The 19558-nt window shown below is 42.6% G+C and carries 18 protein-coding genes and 3 rRNA genes; 9 read left to right on the top strand and 12 right to left on the bottom strand.

The features are described 5' to 3' along the window. Positions 1–2 precede the first annotated feature (2 nt). The 4 genes from PE36_RS17185 (at position 3) to PE36_RS17170 (ending at position 6387) form a co-directional block, all read left to right on the top strand. Entirely contained in the window at positions 3–1184 is a 1182-nt protein-coding gene (locus tag PE36_RS17185) for an outer membrane beta-barrel protein (RefSeq protein ID WP_006033330.1), read from the top strand. A 17-nt stretch (positions 1185–1201) separates the two neighbouring features. Beyond that, positions 1202–1738 (top strand): polysaccharide biosynthesis/export family protein, encoded by a 537-nt coding sequence (locus PE36_RS17180; protein WP_232286603.1) that lies wholly within the window; start codon positions 1202–1204, stop codon positions 1736–1738. A gap of 64 nt (positions 1739–1802) precedes the next feature. Next, on the top strand, positions 1803–4679 hold the full coding sequence (gene uvrA, locus PE36_RS17175; protein ID WP_006033328.1) for an excinuclease ABC subunit UvrA: 2877 nt from the start codon (positions 1803–1805) through the stop codon (positions 4677–4679). A gap of 1 nt (position 4680) precedes the next feature. Further along, positions 4681–6387: a PglL family O-oligosaccharyltransferase gene (locus PE36_RS17170; RefSeq protein WP_006033327.1), complete on the top strand. Its 1707-nt coding sequence runs from the start codon at positions 4681–4683 to the stop codon at positions 6385–6387. A 112-nt stretch (positions 6388–6499) separates the two neighbouring features. Here PE36_RS17170 and PE36_RS17165 read toward each other — a convergent pair whose 3' ends face one another. The 5 genes from PE36_RS17165 to bioH form a co-directional block, all read right to left on the bottom strand. Beyond that, complete coding sequence (locus tag PE36_RS17165) at positions 6500–7618, bottom strand: alanine--glyoxylate aminotransferase family protein (RefSeq protein ID WP_006033326.1); 1119 nt, start codon at positions 7616–7618, stop codon at positions 6500–6502. Positions 7619–7806: 188 nt separating this feature from the next. Next, positions 7807–8400 carry a YhgN family NAAT transporter gene (locus PE36_RS17160; protein WP_198138631.1) on the bottom strand — a complete coding sequence of 198 codons (594 nt, stop codon included), beginning with the start codon at positions 8398–8400 and terminating at the stop codon, positions 7807–7809. 301 nt (positions 8401–8701) lie between these two features. Next, positions 8702–9286, bottom strand: coding sequence for a DUF4202 domain-containing protein (locus tag PE36_RS17155; protein WP_006033324.1), 585 nt, complete (start codon positions 9284–9286; stop codon positions 8702–8704). Positions 9287–9369: 83 nt separating this feature from the next. Further along, positions 9370–10095 carry a hypothetical protein gene (locus tag PE36_RS17150; RefSeq protein ID WP_006033323.1) on the bottom strand — a complete coding sequence of 242 codons (726 nt, stop codon included), beginning with the start codon at positions 10093–10095 and terminating at the stop codon, positions 9370–9372. Positions 10096–10233: 138 nt separating this feature from the next. Beyond that, a complete protein-coding gene (gene bioH / locus PE36_RS17145) occupies positions 10234–11070 on the bottom strand; it encodes a pimeloyl-ACP methyl ester esterase BioH (protein WP_006033322.1) in 837 nt (278 codons plus the stop codon). 65 nt (positions 11071–11135) lie between these two features. Here bioH and PE36_RS17140 point away from each other — a divergent pair, with 65 nt between their 5' ends. Continuing rightward, positions 11136–11849, top strand: coding sequence for an amidophosphoribosyltransferase (locus PE36_RS17140; protein WP_006033321.1), 714 nt, complete (start codon positions 11136–11138; stop codon positions 11847–11849). Positions 11850–11920: 71 nt separating this feature from the next. Further along, on the top strand, positions 11921–12499 hold the full coding sequence (gene nfuA / locus PE36_RS17135) for a Fe-S biogenesis protein NfuA (RefSeq protein WP_006033320.1): 579 nt from the start codon (positions 11921–11923) through the stop codon (positions 12497–12499). Between the two features lie 91 nt (positions 12500–12590). Here the strand turns inward: nfuA and gpsA are convergent, their stop codons facing one another. From gpsA to PE36_RS17120, 3 genes are all read right to left on the bottom strand, one after another. Continuing rightward, on the bottom strand, positions 12591–13598 hold the full coding sequence (gene gpsA, locus PE36_RS17130; protein WP_006033319.1) for an NAD(P)H-dependent glycerol-3-phosphate dehydrogenase: 1008 nt from the start codon (positions 13596–13598) through the stop codon (positions 12591–12593). 3 nt (positions 13599–13601) lie between these two features. Further along, positions 13602–14081: a protein-export chaperone SecB gene (secB, locus tag PE36_RS17125; protein ID WP_006033318.1), complete on the bottom strand. Its 480-nt coding sequence runs from the start codon at positions 14079–14081 to the stop codon at positions 13602–13604. A gap of 69 nt (positions 14082–14150) precedes the next feature. After that, complete coding sequence (locus tag PE36_RS17120) at positions 14151–14579, bottom strand: rhodanese-like domain-containing protein (RefSeq protein WP_006033317.1); 429 nt, start codon at positions 14577–14579, stop codon at positions 14151–14153. A gap of 312 nt (positions 14580–14891) precedes the next feature. On the opposite strand from PE36_RS17120, the gene gpmM reads away from it, so the two are divergent. Together gpmM and PE36_RS17110 are read left to right on the top strand one after the other, a co-directional pair. Further along, positions 14892–16424, top strand: coding sequence for a 2,3-bisphosphoglycerate-independent phosphoglycerate mutase (gene gpmM, locus PE36_RS17115; protein WP_006033316.1), 1533 nt, complete (start codon positions 14892–14894; stop codon positions 16422–16424). A 29-nt stretch (positions 16425–16453) separates the two neighbouring features. Beyond that, positions 16454–17587: a murein hydrolase activator EnvC gene (locus tag PE36_RS17110; protein WP_006033315.1), complete on the top strand. Its 1134-nt coding sequence runs from the start codon at positions 16454–16456 to the stop codon at positions 17585–17587. 2 nt (positions 17588–17589) lie between these two features. Here PE36_RS17110 and PE36_RS17105 read toward each other — a convergent pair whose 3' ends face one another. Beyond that, positions 17590–17841, bottom strand: coding sequence for a YkgJ family cysteine cluster protein (locus tag PE36_RS17105; RefSeq protein ID WP_043994698.1), 252 nt, complete (start codon positions 17839–17841; stop codon positions 17590–17592). Positions 17842–17907: 66 nt separating this feature from the next. On the opposite strand from PE36_RS17105, the gene PE36_RS17100 reads away from it, so the two are divergent. After that, on the top strand, positions 17908–18324 hold the full coding sequence (locus PE36_RS17100) for an acetyl-CoA sensor PanZ family protein (RefSeq protein WP_006033313.1): 417 nt from the start codon (positions 17908–17910) through the stop codon (positions 18322–18324). Between the two features lie 80 nt (positions 18325–18404). Here the strand turns inward: PE36_RS17100 and rrf (PE36_RS17095) are convergent. The 3 genes from rrf (PE36_RS17095) to PE36_RS17085 all read right to left on the bottom strand — a co-directional run. Then, positions 18405–18520: ribosomal RNA gene (gene rrf, locus PE36_RS17095) — 5S ribosomal RNA — on the bottom strand. A gap of 65 nt (positions 18521–18585) precedes the next feature. Next, positions 18586–18701, bottom strand: a 5S ribosomal RNA gene (rrf, locus tag PE36_RS17090). Positions 18702–18839: 138 nt separating this feature from the next. After that, positions 18840–19558, bottom strand: a 23S ribosomal RNA gene (locus tag PE36_RS17085); the annotation flags it as partial.

The following is a 19558-nucleotide window of genomic DNA, read 5'->3' as shown; positions in this document are numbered from 1 at the left end:
CAATGCTGATATTACGTTACTTATTATTCACCCTATGCGCCGCGCCATTTTACTTGCTTGCAGCCTCGTCACCCGCCCCCTCCGGTATGGTTGACTTAGGCATTGAGATAATACCCACTATTGCGATTAATTATAAACACGATGACAACGTCACCAATGTAAAGAATAACAAGCAAGCCTCTAATTTAGTTGAAATAATGCCAGAATTACGTATTCAAGGAGAGAAATACAACAATCAATTTTCTCTCAGTTACAGCGCCAAACAAAGCTTATACCGTGACAATAAAGCCAGTAACTATACTGACCACAAATTACAAGCAGACATTAATCGTGCGATGAACAGTCATCATCAACTGGCAGTATCATATCAATTTGAACGTAGCCACGACGCGGCTAACACCGGGATATCAGAGGGTAACGACCAAGCGACAGATCCCGCTATTTTTTATACTCAGGATATAGCGCTTAACTATCGCTATGGCAGTCAATCCTCGACACTAACCTTTGCTCCTAGGCTGAGTGTTAATAATAAACGCTATGATGAGGGCAATAGCAATTACACACCCTTGGCAGATTTTAATGAGTATCACTACGGGATAGCGCTCTATTATCGTCTCGCAGCCAGCGTTAACTTATTAGTGGATATCAGTAACAAGGTGACTAATTACCCTGGCAACAGTAACGCAAAAGACAGTATCAATAGCCTACTCTATAGCGGTATCAATTGGGATATCAGTGGTAAAACACAGGGCAGCGTTAAACTCGGCTATGAAAAAATTAATGTTACCGATAATAGCCGCGGCTCTAAAACCAACCCAAGTTGGGATATCGGTATTCGCTGGTCGCCAAAAACGTACTCCATATTCAACATCAAGGCCAGTCAAAAAATCACGAATGCCATCACCGCCGCCGACAGTATAAAAGAAAATACGGGCTCGGTTAACTGGCAGCACGTTTGGCGTTATAATTTATCCACTACACTGGCTTACCAACATGTCAATGAGACGTACCAATACAGTGCGCGTGAGGATAACAGCAATAGCATCAATATCGCGCTGTCTTATCAATTAAGGTATTGGCTAACATTTGGACTGAGCTATGAGCATGAGACCAAGTCATCATCAGATGTTCGCTTAGGTTATGACAACAATATTTATGGGTTAACCAGTCGCTTGGTATTTTAACTGTAAGGTGTATTTTAATGAACGGATTCATGCAATCACAACGTATTATACTGGTGTTCCTACTGTTATTAAGTAGTCAAACAATGGCGCAGGAACAGCACAATTATAAACTGGGGGCAGGCGATAAGATCGCGATTAAGGTCTATGGCGAAGCAGACCTCAGTATGTCAGTATTGATTGATACCTCAGGCAGTATTGATTACCCCTACCTTGGCGAAATTCACGTTGTCGGTTTCACCCCCGCTGAAATCAAACAAAAGATTTATCGCGGATTAAAAGGTCCCTACCTGATCTCACCTAAAGTCATGGTCAGTATCGCTTCATTTCGACAGTTTTATATTAAAGGTGAAGTAAAACGTCCCGGAGGCTATCCATTTAGGCCAGGATTAACCGTCGATAAAGCCATAGCGCTGGCAGGCGGTTTCACTGAGCGCGCGGCAAGACAATCTATTATGCTGTCGAATAACAGCAACCTCAAGCAAGGACATAAGGTGACAACTGACGATCATGTCTCACCTGATGACATTCTGAATATTGAACAGAGTTTCTTCTAAAGTAATGCCTAACAAGCCCTAATATGCGATACTGATTGATTATTTTATGTAGTGTGAGTTATGTATGGATCAAATCATTGTTCGGGGCGCACGCACCCATAACCTTAAAGATATCAATGTTGAACTACCTCGCGATAAGCTGATTGTGATCACAGGGTTATCGGGTTCTGGCAAATCGTCATTAGCATTTGATACGCTTTATGCAGAAGGTCAACGCCGTTATGTAGAATCGCTTTCTGCCTACGCCAGACAGTTCTTATCCTTGATGGAGAAGCCTGATGTCGACCATATTGAAGGTCTGTCACCCGCGATCTCAATCGAGCAAAAATCAACATCCCATAACCCACGCTCAACGGTCGGCACCATTACCGAGATCTATGATTACCTGCGCTTGTTATTTGCCCGTGTTGGTGAACCACGCTGTCCAACCCATAATGCCCCTTTAGCGGCGCAAACCATTACCCAAATGGTCGATCATGTGTTGGAATTAGAGACTGGCCGTAAACTGATGTTACTCGCGCCGATCGTGAAAGAGCGTAAAGGTGAGCATGTTAAAACCCTAGCCAGTTTAGCCAGCCAAGGTTATATCCGGGCGCGTATTGACGGTGAAGTCTGTGATCTGTCCGATCCACCAACATTAGACCTACATAAAAAGCATACCATTGAGGTTGTGATCGATCGCTTTAAAGTGCGTGATGATCTGCAACTGCGTCTGGCGGAATCGTTTGAAACCGCACTCAATATGTCTGGCGGCACTGCTTATATTAGCGATATGGATGACAGCGAGGCAGAGCCGATCGTGTTTTCGGCTAACTTTGCTTGCCCACAGTGTGGTTACAGCATGGCCGAGCTTGAACCGAGGGTCTTCTCATTCAACAATCCAGCCGGCGCCTGCCATACCTGTGACGGTCTTGGTATTCAACAATACTTTGACCTCGATCGTGTCATCATTAATGCGGGTCTTAGTCTCTCAGGGGGGGCCATCCGCGGTTGGGATAAACGTAATTTTTATTACTTCCAAATGCTCACCTCACTGGCTAAGCACTATAAATTCGATGTCACCAAACCGTTTAATTCCTTAACCAGTGAAGTACAAGATTACATCCTGCAAGGCAGTGGCGAACAAGAGATTGAATTTAACTATGTCAATGATCGCGGTGATATTGTCATTCGCCGCCACGCTTTTGAAGGCATTATTCCCAACATGCAACGCCGCTATAAAGAAACAGAATCCAATGCGGTCCGTGACGAGCTCGGTAAATACCTAACCACCAAATCTTGCGAAACCTGCTCAGGTTCGCGACTGCGCCAAGAAGCTCGCCATGTTTATATTCAAGAAACAACATTGCCAGAAGTATCACGTATGGCGATTGGTGATGCATTCGAATTCTTTTCCAAAATGACGCTACCGGGTCAAAAAGGCCAGATAGCCGAAAAGATCCTTAAAGAAATTGGTGATCGTCTGGGTTTCTTAGTCAATGTCGGCCTGAATTATTTAAGTCTAGAGCGCAGCGCCGAAACATTATCTGGTGGTGAAGCGCAGCGCATTCGTCTTGCCAGCCAAATTGGTGCAGGCTTAGTTGGCGTGATGTACGTACTCGATGAGCCCTCGATCGGTTTGCACCAACGGGATAACGAACGCTTATTACAAACCCTGATCCATCTACGTGATCTTGGTAATACCGTGATTGTGGTTGAACACGATGAAGATGCGATCCGCGCTGCCGACTATGTGCTGGATATTGGTCCTGGCGCTGGTGTGCACGGCGGTGAGATCGTGGCCCGAGGCAGTATTGATGATATCTTAAAAAGTGAAAATTCACTGACCGCCGATTACCTCAGTGGCCGTAAGTGCATCGCGGTGCCAGCGCAACGCACCCCATTAACCGGCAAATGGGTGCATTTAAAAGGCGCCAGCGGTAACAACCTTAAAAATGTTGATTTGTCCGTGCCTATTGGCGTGATGACGTGTGTCACCGGAGTATCAGGTTCAGGTAAATCGACCCTCATTAATGATACCTTCTTTAAGATCGCCCATATCGAATTAAATGGCGCTACGGTGACAACCCCGTCACCTTATACCTCGATTGAAGGCTTAGATCAGCTTGATAAAGTCGTCGATATTGATCAAAGTCCAATCGGCCGTACCCCACGCTCTAACCCAGCAACCTATACCGGTATTTTCACGGCTATCCGCGAGATATTTGCAGGCACCCACGAAGCGCGTTCTCGTGGTTATAAACCAGGACGCTTTAGCTTCAACGTTAAGGGCGGCCGCTGTGAAGCTTGCCAAGGTGATGGCCTAATCAAAGTCGAGATGCACTTCTTACCGGATGTGTACGTTCCTTGTGACAACTGTAAGAGCCAACGTTATAACCGTGAAACATTGGAAGTCCGTTACAAAGGCAAAAATATTCACGAAGTATTGGATATGACAGTCGAAGAAGCCAATACCTTCTTTGCACCGATCCCCCCTATCGCACGTAAGTTACAAACCTTAGTGGATGTCGGGCTGTCTTACATACGCCTTGGCCAATCAGCGACGACGTTATCCGGTGGTGAAGCACAACGGGTGAAACTGGCGAAAGAGTTATCCAAACGCGATACCGGCCAAACCTTGTATATCTTAGACGAGCCAACCACAGGTCTGCATTTTCATGATATTAAGTTACTCATGAAAGTATTACATCGCTTACGTGATCACGGCAATACCATCGTCATTATTGAACATAATCTTGATGTGGTGAAAACAGCAGATTGGGTTATCGATCTCGGCCCTGAAGGCGGCAGTGGCGGCGGTGAAATTCTGGTTGCAGGAACACCGGAAACCGTATCTGAGCACCCTGATAGCCATACAGCACGCTTCTTAAAACCTATGTTAGAACGCGCGAAACAGCTTAGTACTATCAACCAAAAAAGTATTATCAACCAAGAGTCATAGTATGAACTTAACACCATTGAAAAAAGGATTTTTCATTACGTTCGCCGTCTATATGCTGATCGGGATGCACTATTTTCAGCATAATGGTGGCGGTTCAGGTCTGCACCTGCCTTTTAATGCCATAGGTTGGATGTTTATTTCAACCTTAATCGGCATTGGTCTGTGGCAAGCCACATTGCAAGGGAAGTTGGTTTACTCCCCACTGAGCTTAATGTTTATCGCCGCCACGCTAGTGATGCTCATTCCGGTATTATATGCCGACCCAATAGTTGCAGGTCTCAGCTATACCCGATTATTCGGTTTAATCGGGGGGTTATTGTTTTTTATTGCCTTGCAACAATTGCAGCTTAATCAACAACAACGGCTGCTGTTATTGTATCTAATATTAGCGGCGGTATTTGTCGAGGCGTTATTTAGTCTGGTGCAATATTACCTATTACCAGTCAATAATACCGTTGGTTATCAGAAGATTGCCAATCGCCCTTATGGTATTTTTCAACAACCCAATGTTTCCGCGTCATTTTTAACTACCGGTATTGCCCTTGCCTTATACCTGCTGACACTCACCAAGTTAGATGAAAAAAACAAACGACTATTTTGTTATGTCACCACCTTCATGGCAGTTATTCCAGTGGTGTTATTGCAGTCTCGTACTGGTTATTTGTCATTATTGATCGCACCATTGCTGCTATTACCTTGGGCGTGGCAACAATTACGTGATACTGAACAATCAAAAAGCTTATTACTTTGGCTCGTTTGCGGTGTCATAGCGGTTGGCATTGGTGTTTATTCGTTAGAAACAGTCGAAAAAGTCACGCGTTCAGCTGCAGCTCTCACCGATCCAGGCGCACGTGTTCCTATCTATCTACATGGTTTGGCTATGTGGTTAGACAAGCCAATACTAGGTTGGGGTTATGGCAGTTTTGAAGTGGCTTATCTTAACTCATACAGTGACGCGCTAAGCCAAGGATTGGCCTTACCAGGATCACCAGAGAATCTTGATCATCCCCATAATGAATTACTGTATTGGGGCATTGAAGGTGGCTTGATAGCGTTATCCGGCATCGCTTTATTGGTGATTGGTTTCCTACGTATTATCCTCAAACAGCCATTCTGGCAGGCACTGGCGCTATTGGGACTCGTATTCCCCCTGGTCTTACATAGCCAGACCGAATACCCGTTTTACCATGCTATCGTACACTGGTTAGTATTCTTAACCTTGGTTTGGTATATCGGCAGTCGTTATGGCAATACGAAGAGCATTGCATTCAATTACACCTTTTTATTACGTACTTTAGCCTTATTGATCCCCTTGGTAACTGGTTTGTTCATGTTAACCACGTTACATACCAATAAACTGCTCACGCAATATGAGCGCAGTGATCGCAGTGATATCACCCCGCTAACAAAAGTCGTTAATCCGGTGGCTTGGATCACCCGATTAGAGTTCAATGCCATGATGTATCGCTTGCAAATCGCCATGTACAACAATGACATCGAAGAGCTGAATAACTACTTAAATTGGGCTACTGAGATAAGTCAGAAAACACCCAGAGCGAATATTTATATTAATTGGGTACGCGTATTAACCAAGCTCGGGAAAAACGCAGAGGCGAAGATATTAATGCAACAGACAGCCCTACTCTACCCAGGTAATCGATTGGTACAACGGTTTGCCGCGATTAAGGCTGATACTCAACCTAAGTAGATAAAAACGGACGTTTATTTCCTGCAGAATAAAATCAAAAAAGCCACACTTCAGGATCCATGAGGTGTGGCTTTTACATCTTAATACGCTTGATTAGCTGAACTACATCAATCTAGTTCAACGTTTCTTCTAGCGCACGTAAACACAGAGCCACATTTTCGGCACGTGCAGCATAACCCATTAACCCAATACGCCATGCTTTGCCTGCGAATGCCCCCAGACCAGCACCAATTTCAAGATTATAGGTTTGTAATAAGTGGTTACGTACCGCGGCGTCATCAACACCGTCAGGAATAACGACGGTATTAAGCTGTGGTAAACGACACGCCTCATCAACAATAAACTCAATGCCCATTTTTTCTAAACCAGCACGTAATGCTAAATGTTGTTGTGCATGGCGTGCCCATGCGTTCTCTAGACCTTCAGTTTGTAATTGCACCAGAGATTCGTGTAATGCATATAAAGTATTTACTGGCGCTGTATGGTGATAACTGCGTTTACCTTCACCTGACCAATAGCTCATCACGAGTGTTTGATCTAAGAACCAACTTTGCACTGGTACAGTTCGGTTTTGAATTCTTTCAACAGCTGCAGGACTGAAGCTCACTGGTGAAATACCCGGAACACACGACAAACATTTCTGGGTACCAGAATAAATCGCATCAATACCCCAATCATCGACATACAGAGGGACACCGCCAAGTGATGTCACCGCATCAACAATGGATAAACAACCGTATTGTCTGGCTAACGCACATAATGTTTTGGCATCAGAAAGTACACCGGTTGAGGTTTCAGCATGTACAAACGCGACAATTTTTGCATCCGGATGGGCTTTTAACGCGGCTTCCAGTTTTGCAGGATCAACAGGTTTACCCCATTCATCTTCGACTTTCACCAGTACACCACCAGAGCGGGTGACGTTTTCAGCCATACGGCCACCAAACACACCATTGATACACACAATGACTTTGTCACCTGGCTCAATTAAATTCACAAAGCAAGTTTCCATCCCTGCAGAGCCCGGAGCAGAAACAGCCATAGTACAAGGGTTCTTGGTTTGAAATGCATATTGCAGCAGTTCTTTTACTTCATCCATCATGTTTACAAAGACCGGATCAAGGTGGCCAATGGTCGGGCGGCTTAATGCCTGTAATACATTAGGATAAACATCTGAAGGACCTGGGCCCATCAAAGTACGTTGTGGTGGGTAAAAAGAGGTAATGCTCATTCACTTTCCTTGTCATATTGTGAGAACTTATGATCAGAAGCAGTATCTCTAAATGATACTGCTTTGCCCTACGTTCTAAACTATCTGTTAAGCTTTTAGGTATTAAGATAGATTAATTTACCATTGCAACGGCGTATTGAAAACAACAAAGCAAAGTTTTGTTTACATTTCAGTTACAAAAAAGTTTATCAACTTAACGTCGCCAGATAATCAGCAATACCATCCAGTAACATCTGCACCGATATCATCACGAGTAACATGCCCATTAATCGCTCAACAGCCGCTAGGCCTTTATCACCGAGAATACGATTAAATCCTTCATAAAACATCAGAATAAAGGCACTCAATCCCCAGGCAATAAGCAAGGCCGCAGACCATTCAAACATTTTATCGGGATCTTGATGGGCTAATAACAACAATGCAGCGAGGATTGATGGTCCCGCTAATAATGGGATCGCCATTGGCACAATAAATGGTTCTTCACCTGCAGCTAGGCCGGTTAATCCACCTTCGGTCGGGAAGATCATCTTAATGGCAATCAAGAATAAAATAATACCACCGGCGATCCTCACCGCTTCTTGTTTTAAACTTAAGAAACCAAGGATCTTTTCTCCTAAGAATAAGAATAGCAGCATTACAAACAGGGCAATTAGCAACTCGCGGATCATGACCGCACGTCGACGCTTTTTATCAATATGTTTTAAAATAGACAAAAATATTGGTAAGTTACCTAGCGGATCCATGATCAAAAATAGCATCACCGCTGCCGAGATTATTTCCATTTCCATTAACTTAAACTCCCTAAATCATCCAATTAGCCGACTGTAATTGCTGAATTCAATATACCAGAGAGATAGCATATATAAAGGCTTTAATGATAGTCAAAAGCAAAGAAATACAACCACTAAAATAGTCATATACACTATTGCTAATAAAACGGGGCAATGCAGTCAGTAAGCTTGGTGATATTGGCAGAGGAAATGAAAGAAGATAAAGAGTAACAGTGAAAATAGAAATTATAATTCACTGACACACAGCACAGTGAATTAGTTATGACTCAATTAGGTAATAACACCGATTATATTAACCGAGCGCTTTAGCCAGTAAGGCTTGCTGATCTGGTGTAAACGGTAATTTCAATGCCGCTTCATGGCCCTTTTCTGACATTTTAGCCCAGGTCTTTTGCACAATCACAATCAATTTCTCTGGTGTGTGCTTTTCTGTAAATGCGGTAAAATAATATTTTAAGAATACCAAGCAGATAACATCTTCTAGCGCTTGAACCTGTGGATCACGTTTTAATTTCTCTTTACGTAACATGCGGCCAATAGCTTGTATTTCGGCTTGCTCACAACCTACTTGTGCAGCAATCGCCATGGCTTCTTCAGCATGCAGACGACCTAATGATTGACGCCATTTGTAATAACCTTCACGCCCTAATGGATGCTCGCTACGCGGAATACTCCAACGTTTAATATGCTGTGCACGTGCAGCTATCTGCAATGCTGTGGATGCTTCAGGCATAAACTCAGCCAAGCATTCACTCATACGCAGACCATATAACCATTCTTTTGGCTGTGCTATTCCATCTACAATTTCACTGACTGGATCACACTGATTTATTTCATCAATTAATTGTATTGCTTGCTGTATCCGTTGCTCTGACATGACATCCTCGTTATTAGTATGGTTATAAGTCCATATTAGCAAAGCACAAAGGAAGTTATCTATAAACCGACAATAAATATAAATTATTCTTGGTGATCGATCTGAGAAGGTGGCTGCGGTTCGATATTCTCGCCATAAAAATAACCAACAACAGCGCCGGCTAATTTGGATTTTGCCGATACAGACCCCTTTGCTACATCGACATCATCATCAAAAGAAGCAGCAAAAAGATCATCCAGTGCGACAACGTGAGAATGCACATTGTTACCTTTTAATACCCCTGTTACACCGGGGAGCTGTGCCGCTAACTCTTTAATCTCATCAAGCTGCTTCAATCGTAATAGATCGGCAAGCGCATTTTTAATGATGTGATTAATTTCAGCAAGTTGCCGGCGATCTTCAATATCGAGCGCTGGTTTAGCTAAGATCGCCTGTCGTAACAGCAGCACTGCAACAATAATAGTTTCAGGGGGATCCGTCATATCAATCGGCAATGTAACGGGTCCAAAACCATTGTAGCTCGTACCTACGTCATCGACCAGATGTTCGATAACGACTGCAGTTTCATCGTCATCAGATGTAAGCAGCGATGGATCTTGAGCGGACTTTTTCTTACGGTCAGGGTCGTTTTTCTTCGGGTTATAACTGAGAAGATCTTTCTCTTCTGTGCTGTCACTCGTTGAGGCAGATGCACTATCAGGGGTGATCGCTGGCGTGATCTCACGCTTTTCCGCGTCACGCTCTACCGCAGCGGTGGTTGGATTTAATGCATTAGGGATCCCCGTAGGAGGTGGAATAACTAATACCATGTGCTAGCGTCTCCCTTGATAATATTCATACAGTGCAGATCACTAATCGTAACTTGTAATGGTATGAACATATCTTTCCCTCATTATTATAAATAACGGCTCAGCAGCACATCATCAATATACCCAAGCTAGTTGAGTTTATAACGAATGGTTAATAAATGCCTGTAGTTTATTAACAAAAAGCGTGGGTTCAGAAATAAAAGGCGCATGAGAAGACGCTTTAAATATCCAACTCGGGGATTGCGGCAGATAGTTATCCATCCACGCAACAGTCGCTTGTGGCACCAGCGAATCTAACCGCCCATAACAACGATAGAATGGCATTGTTAAAGTTGCTAACTGAGCACGTAAATCCACCGTCGATAATAACGTTAAGCCATTACTAAGCGCTTGTTCATGCGGCTGTGGTCTGGCGGCTAATAATAATTTTAATTGCTTAATATCTTGCTTCGCTGTTGCACTACCCATGCCCTGGATAGCTAAAAATCGATTGATGGTTTGCGAGAGATCCTGTTGCAACTGTTGTTGAAATTGCGCTAATACTTGTTCAGCAATGCCAGGCCAAGTCGCAGAGTCATCGACTTTTGATGCCGCCATAAATTTCGGCGAGCTAGCAACAGTAACCAAAGCAGAAACCCGGTGCGGATATTGTAATGCAAAATCAGTGGCGCAAAGTCCACCTAACGACCACCCCAACCAAACTGCATTAGCAGGGGCGACCTTTATTAAGGCGTCAGTGATATCAGCAAGAGTACCGCTGGCAACATGACTGTCATGACTAAAACCAAAACCAGGTAGATCAACTAAATGTAAGCGATAATGTTGAGATAATAACGGCACAATCGATTGCCAACACGCACCATTTAGTCCCCAACCATGTAACAGCACTAAATCTGGGCCATCACCGACAATGTCGACATACAACGTTGTGCAAGGGCTTACATTTTTACTTTCTGTGACGACGATTTCTGACATTTGACTCTACACTTGACGAATTACTTAGCAATGAGGATATACTAATCAAACGTGTAGATATAGCCATGATCCGCAAACTCAGCATGACACTATTACAACCTCGTTGTTATTTGTGCGATATGCCCATCGATAATCCGCAACCTTTTCTATGTTTATTATGCTTACAAGAACTGCCTTATTTACCCAATTCGCACTGCCTTCGTTGCGCGCTACCACAACGTAAAAATCAGCAACAATGTGATGAATGCAACCAACAAACACCACCTTGGCAGCAATTAATTGCCTGTATGAGCTATACCTTAGAATGCCAATATTTAATTAAACAATACAAATTTTCCCATCAACCACAATTGCATTTACTCTTTTCTGGTTTATTAAGCCGCACAATAACCAGCAATATAATGCAACATAATTACAATTTACCTGAAGCGCTAATTTGCATTCCGCTACATAAAAAACGTCAAGCCAAACGGGGTTATAACCAAGCCCAGTTACTTGCCAGTGCTATATCTAAACAATTACAAATACCGCTCATTGCCGAAAAACAGTTTATCCGCGCAAGATATACAGCTCCGCAAGCACAACAAACAGCAGCCGAGCGTAGCGCCAATATGCACAATGCATTTCAAGTAACTCAGCGTTTTAGCGTTAAACATATCGCCCTGATAGATGATGTCGTCACGACAGGTGAGACCATCAAAGCAGCCTGCTTAACATTATTTGCAGCAGGAATAGAACGTATTGATATATGGTGTATAGCCAGAACATTAGCGGATTAGTGGTTTATCATCTTAAATAGCGTTACAATTAAAGACATAGTAAATTAGTCAGGTATGACAACGAGGGCACCATGATAACAATTACTGAAGCGGCACAAACTCATTTTGTAAAATTACTTAGCAACCAAAAAGACGGCACTAACATTCGTGTATTCGTCGTTAATCCAGGCACAGCAAATGCAGAGTGTGGCGTATCATATTGTCCACCTGAAGCAATTGAAAGTACTGATATTGTATTACCATACAGTGGCTTTGATGCATTAATTGATGACATGAGCAAACCATTCCTAACCGATGCTTATATCGATTTTGTGACGGATAAAATGGGTTCTCAATTAACACTTAAAGCGCCTAACGCAAAAATAAGAGCGGTTGCAGATGATGCACCACTGACAGAACGCGTTGACTATGTGATCCAAACTGAAGTTAATCCACAACTTGCAGGACATGGCGGTAACGTGGTATTGACTGAAATTACTGATGATGGCATTGCTATCTTACAGTTTGGTGGCGGTTGTAATGGTTGTAGCCAAGTAGACTTTACGTTGAAAGAAGGGATTGAAAAACAGTTACTCGAATTGTTCCCTGAAGAACTAACGGCTGTTAAAGATGCGACAGAACACCAAGCTGGTGAGCATTCTTACTACTAAGCTTTAATCAATCAAGTACAGTTAAAATTAAACGATAGAATAGATAAAAAGTGACGGTCTTAGCCGTCACTTTTTTTATAGACAAAAATATTTATTCGCCTTTTTTATCTCGTGCTAATAATGCTAAAGCAGCTTCTTTGGGAGGCTTATTCTCATATAACACTAGATATATTTGCTCCGTAATTGGCATTTCCACACCAAGACGCGCAGATAACAAATAAACTTCTTTGGTATTGCGATAGCCTTCAACAACTTGACCAATCTCAACTTGTGCTTCATCAACGCCTTTACCTGCACCCAGTGCAAGACCAAAACGACGATTTCGACTTTGATTATCAGTACAGGTTAGTACTAAATCACCCAAGCAAGACATACCCATAAAGGTATTTTTTTCTGCACCTAATGCTTCACCAAGACGACATAACTCTGCCAAACCGCGAGTAATTAATGCAGTACGCGCATTAGCACCAAAACCAAGTCCATCAGATAAACCAGCGCCAATAGCAATCACGTTTTTCACCGCGCCGCCAAGTTGCACGCCAATAAAATCATTATTGGTATAAGTACGTAAGCTACGGCCACAATGCAATAAGTGTGAGATATCATCAGCAAATTTTGGATCCGTTGACGAGATACTGATTGCAGTTGGTAAACCAGCAGCTAACTCTTTCGCAAATGTAGGTCCAGAAAGTACCGCTAATGGATAACCACTGCCAAGAATATCAGTCGCAACATCTTGCAATAGACGTCCCGTGTCAGCTTCTAGCCCTTTTGTAGCCCAAGATATACGCGAGTTTTCACGCAAAAATGGTTTAATCTGCTTTAATACATCACCAAAAACATGGCTCGGTACCACAATCAGAATATCTCGACTTGCGGCCACAGCTTGTTCAAGATCCGCCTCCAATACCAAAGCATCCGGAAAAGCGATACCAGGTAAGTAAGCTTCATTACTGCGCGCTTTAGCAAGCTCGGCAACGTGCTGTGGATTATGACCCCACAACACGGTTTTGTTACCATTACGTGCTAAGGACATCGCTAATGAAGTACCGTAAGAACCAGCACCCAGAACTGTAATCAAAGCTGTATCAGTCGCCATCACTTAAGAGTCCAGTTTTTGCTCTGCAAGAGCAGGAGCTTCAGCTGCTTGTTGTGCTTGTTGAACATAAGATGCAAACAGTGCATCGAAGTTAACTGGCGCAAGATTAAGTTGTGGGAAAGAACCACGACTTACTAAGCTAGCAATTGTTTCACGCGCATATGGGAATAAGATATTTGGACAGAAAGCACCGAGACAATGTGCTAGTTGACCTTCGCTTAATTCGCCAACACTAAAGATACCCGCTTGTTGAACTTCACATAGGAACGCCACTGTGTCGCCATCTTTAGCGGTTACAGTAAGTGATAATACAACTTCAAATACACCGTCACCCAACTTAGAGCTACGCGTATCAAGATCTAATTTAACTTCAGGTTTCCATTCTTGTTGGAAGATCGCTGGAGAATTAGGACATTCAAAAGATACATCTTTGATGAAAATGCGTTGGATATTAAATTCTTGTTGGCTTGCTGATTCTGACATAAGTAAATTCCAATATTTTATAGTTTCAAACTGAATAATTAATTGCTTAGTTATCTGGCTAGTAGACTATTATTTTTTAACAGTCGGTAAGTTGGCTTCTTGCCAAGCTGCCATGCCACCAGATAAATTATAAACAGTAGTAAAGTCCATTTTAGATAGACGATTCGCAGCGCGACCTGAACTCATTCCTGTGTCACACATAACGATAATTGGGGTATTTTTGTATTTTTCAATCATCGTTAGCTTATTTGCTTCGATATCAGCAGTAGGAACGTTAATTGCGTTTAAAATATGTGACTTACGATAATGTTCTGCAGCGCGAACATCAACAACAATAGCATTTTCTTTATTCATCAAAGTTGTCGCTTCTTGATTGTTCACCGACTTCACTTTTGACAGGGCACTGGTGCCAAATGAATAAATAAGGAAACCAGCAATAGCTACCCAAGCGAGAGATAAGGCTGGATTATTTGAAGCAAATTCAATATATTCTTGCATGTGATTATGACTCTAAAATTTAATAATAATGGATTATTCTCAACGCAGTATACATGTGCCAAGGAATAAAAGCAGCTCAATAATACATTCCTCACCACCGTTATGAATAACTCAAAGATAACGTTAATCACGTGATTTGTATAATGACACGCAGAACTCGTAGGATGAAATAGCTGGATATGTAGTAATATTACCGATATTTACCAGTAAATATCTTCAATATTCTACCTGGATCATAAATAAGAGCCAATTTATCCCCGGAAAGTGTAGTAATATTCCTATATTTAACTTTAATAACCGAGAGGTAAACTCATGTCTAAGGCGAAGAAAACAATTGCACTTATCATTATGGATGGCTGGGGCCACCGCCTTGATCAACAAGATAATGCCATTGCCCATGCAAAAACACCCATTTTAGATAAGCTTTGGCAAGATTACCCAAGCATGTTGATTTCAAGTTCAGGTTTAGATGTGGGATTGCCAGATGGTCAAATGGGTAATTCAGAAGTCGGCCATGTCAATATTGGTGCTGGTCGTATCGTGTATCAAAATTTAACTAAAATCGATAAAGCAATCGGTGATGGCGAATTCTATCAAAATCCAGCACTTGTTAAGGCAGTTGATGCAGCAGTGGCGAATGATAAAGCAGTGCATATCCTAGGCTTAGCGTCACCAGGTGGCGTACACAGTCATGATGATCAGATCTTAGCCATGATCGAACTTGCAGCAAGGCAAGGTGCAACAAAGATTTATCTACACGCATTCTTAGATGGCCGTGATACTCCTCCGCGTAGCGCACTGGCTACATTAGAAAAATTTGATGCTAAATTTGCTGAAGTTGGTGCAGGTAAAACGGCCACATTAATCGGTCGCTATTTTGCAATGGACCGAGATAATCGCTGGGACCGTGTTGAAGAAGCATATAAATTATTTACTCAAGCTGAAAGCCAATATACAGCAGATACTGCAGTAGCAGGTCTTGACGCCGCTTATGCACGTGATGAAAATGATGAGTTCGTCAAAGCAACAGTCATTGGCGAAGCTGCTCCAATTTCGGATGGTGATGCTGTCATCTTTATGAATTTCCGTGCCGATCGTGCACGCGAAATTACCCGTGCATTCGTCGATACTGATTTCACTGGCTTTGAACGCGCAGTAACACCGAAACTTGCTGATTTCGTTATGCTAACTGAATATGCAGCGAGCATTGATACTAGCATCGCTTTTCCTTCTGTTAAATTAGTTAATACCTTAGGTTCAATACTTGAGCAGCAAAATAAAACCCAATTACGTATTTCTGAAACAGAAAAATATGCCCACGTGACCTTCTTTTTTAATGGTGGCGTTGAAGACCCTTTCACAGGTGAAGATCGTGAATTGATCCCATCACCCCAAGTAGCAACTTACGACTTACAACCTGAAATGAATTCAGAAATGCTCACTGACAAGTTCGTAGCGGCAATTGAGAGTGAAAAGTACGATGTGATCATTTGTAACTATCCGAACGGAGATATGGTTGGCCATACCGGTGTATTTGATGCGGCAGTAAAAGCGTGTGAAGCCGTTGATCAATCAATTGGTCGTGTCGTTGAAGCATTAGAAAAAGTCGGTGGTGAATGCTTGATCACAGCCGATCACGGTAATGCTGAGATGATGATCAATCCAGAAACAGGTGGAGTTCATACTGCACATACTAACTTACCTGTACCACTTATTTATTTTGGGCGTGATGCCGAGCCTGCCGAGACAGGTCGCCTATGTGATTTGGCTCCGACCATGTTAACTTTACTTGGTCAAGAAATTCCAGCGGAAATGACTGGTAAGAACCTGATGAATCTGAAATAATCGTTTCCCTACGGGGAAAGGATGACGTCATGAAATTTTTAAAAAACAGCATGGCCTATAGCGTTATAGGCCTGCTGATATTGCTATCATTAAACGCTTTTGCAGCCAATAATCAGTCTGAGCTGAATCAACTTCGCAACCAAATCAAAGCCCAAAATGCAGCCATCAAAAAGCAGCATCGCTACTTAAACAATTTATCAACACAAACACAAAACACCGATCGCGCGATTAGTAAAGTCGCAGCACAGCTGAGTAATACCAAATCTTTAATCCGTAATATTGAGCAAGATCTCAGCGCACTCGTTGCGCAACAAAAAGTATTATTTAAAAATAAAAAAAAGCAGCAAAATATTCTTTCTGCGCAAATCGAAACCGCCTACTTAAGTGGTAATAATGATTACCTTAAATTACTTTTAAATCAACAGGACAGCAGCGAAATTGAACGCTCATTGGTTTATTATAAGCACCTCCATGCAGCGCGAGCCCAGTCGATTGTAGAATTTAATATCACGATAGATAAAATAACTGAAAATGAGTTCGAGCAGGAAAAAATTAAGCGACAGTTAATTGTCATCAAGACCTCACAACAGCAAAAAGCCAGACAGTTAGCACAACAAAAAAACCAACAGAAAAAAAGCAATAAAAATATCGCCCGTAACATTAGTAAACAAAAGAAGACCCTGACAGAACTCAGCATTTCAGAACAAAAACTAAAACAACAAATCGCATTATTAAGACAAAAACAGAGCTTGCAGATATCACTCGCAGGCTTAAAAGGCTATAAAGGAAAACTCGACTGGCCAATAAAAGGCAAAGTGCTTCACAACTTTAACAGCAAGCGTTTTAATAATGTCAGTTGGCGAGGTCTCGTTATCAGTGCGAGTGAAGGCGCTAAAGTGAAAGCAGTGAGTGCAGGCAAGGTAGTCTTTGCGGATTGGTTACGCGGTTTCGGTATGGTGATGATTATTGATCACGGTCAGGGATATATGAGCCTGTATGGCCACAACCAAACATTACTCAAAGTGACCGGAGAAAAAGTACGTAAAGGTGATGTGATTTCATTAGCTGGGCGTAGTGGTGGCCAACTAGTGTCTGGCGTTTACTTCGAGATCCGCCATAAAGGTAAAGCAGTTAACCCACGCTCATGGCTTAAGCGTTCATAGCATTACGCTGTTTGTATTTCTAAATCAGTGATGAGAAATAATGCTTCATCACGGTTTTCACCACAGACATCACTAGCGGCCTTAAACGTATCACACAATGCTGGTCGCTCAGGGTCGGTAAATATCAGACATAAATTATCCGCAGATAAATTAACACAGCGCACGCCTGCAGGCTTGCCATCAGGCATTCCCGGAATATAACTGGTAATGCTTGGCGCTTCGCAACACGCGCCACAATTCATTCTGCATTGCATAAAACAAACCTTAAATATCTAATGATTATAGCGTAGTATCATCCTGCATCTAAAAAAGGGAACAGCATGAGATTATCAGCATTTACCGTAACAGAGTCGACACCACAGTTACTAATTGATATGACTAAATTGTATCTACCATTTCAATCTAATGAAGCAGAAATTAAAAACGATTTCGATGAACTGCTTCAAGATAGCAGCAAAGCATTATTTGTAGCTAAATTTAATGATCGCCACATTGGTGGGCTCATCATGCATTATAGCAGCTCAGCGCTAGTATTAAGCTGCATTGCAGTGAGAGAGATAACCCAGCAACGCGGAGTTGGTAAGTATCTAATCCAACAAGTAATCGAGCATGCTAGAACGAAAAATTTTAAAACTGTTAAAATAATGAAAACGACGCAAATAACACCTGAGTTATCAGCATTCTTAATTCATCAGGGTTTCACAGTTCAAGACGCAGCACTTAGTTTTAGCTGTTAATAAATTACAGATATAAAAAAGCCGATATCAATGATATCGGCTTTTTTCGTTCAAGACAGCGTCTTGAATCTTGATTTAGCGTTTGGCGATGCCCTACTCTCACATGGGGAAACCCCACACTACCATCGGCGTTATTACGTTTCACTACTGAGTTCGGAATGGGATCAGGTGGTACCGCAACACTATGGTCACCAAACAAATTCTTCGAGTCTTACGAATCATCTGCTCTTATTCAAAGCTACGCTTTGAATTTAATTTGGCGCTTGGCGATGCCCTACTCTCACATGGGGAAACCCCACACTACCATCGGCGTTATTACGTTTCACTACTGAGTTCGGAATGGAGTCAGGTGGTACCGCAACACTATGGTCACCAAGCAAATCTGGTTTGCTTTCTATATAAGAAACTTACGTTTCTATTGTAAATCTGAAAAGCTATAAATAAAGAAGTCTTTAAAACATAAAGTGTTCAATCAATTCTTAAGTCAAATTTCAATTAATCATACTTTAATTTGTATGGTTAAGCCTCACGGGTAATTAGTACAAGTTAGCTCAATGCCTCACAGCACTTACACACCTTGCCTATCAACGTTGTAGTCTCCAACGGCCCTTCAGGGAGCTTAAAGCTCCAGTGAGAACTCATCTCGAGGCCTGCTTCCCGCTTAGATGCTTTCAGCGGTTATCAGTTCCGAACTTAGCTACCGGGCAATGCCATTGGCATGACAACCCGAACACCAGTGGTTCGTCCACTCCGGTCCTCTCGTACTAGGAGCAGCTCCTCTCAATTCTCAAACGCCCACGGCAGATAGGGACCGAACTGTCTCACGACGTTCTAAACCCAGCTCGCGTACCACTTTAAATGGCGAACAGCCATACCCTTGGGACCAACTTCAGCCCCAGGATGTGATGAGCCGACATCGAGGTGCCAAACACCGCCGTCGATATGAACTCTTGGGCGGTATCAGCCTGTTATCCCCGGAGTACCTTTTATCCGTTGAGCGATGGCCCTTCCATTCAGAACCACCGGATCACTAAGACCTACTTTCGTACCTGCTCGACGTGTCTGTCTCGCAGTTAAGCTGGCTTATGCCTTTGCACTAACCACATGATGTCCAACCATGTTTAGCCAACCTTCGTGCTCCTCCGTTACTCTTTGGGAGGAGACCGCCCCAGTCAAACTACCCACCAGACACTGTCCGCAATCCCGATAAGGGACCTACGTTAGAACATCAAAC

This window comes from Moritella sp. PE36 (genome assembly GCF_000170855.1).
Lineage (GTDB): Bacteria > Pseudomonadota > Gammaproteobacteria > Enterobacterales > Moritellaceae > Moritella.
This window is presented reverse-complemented; position numbering and strand designations above follow the sequence as displayed.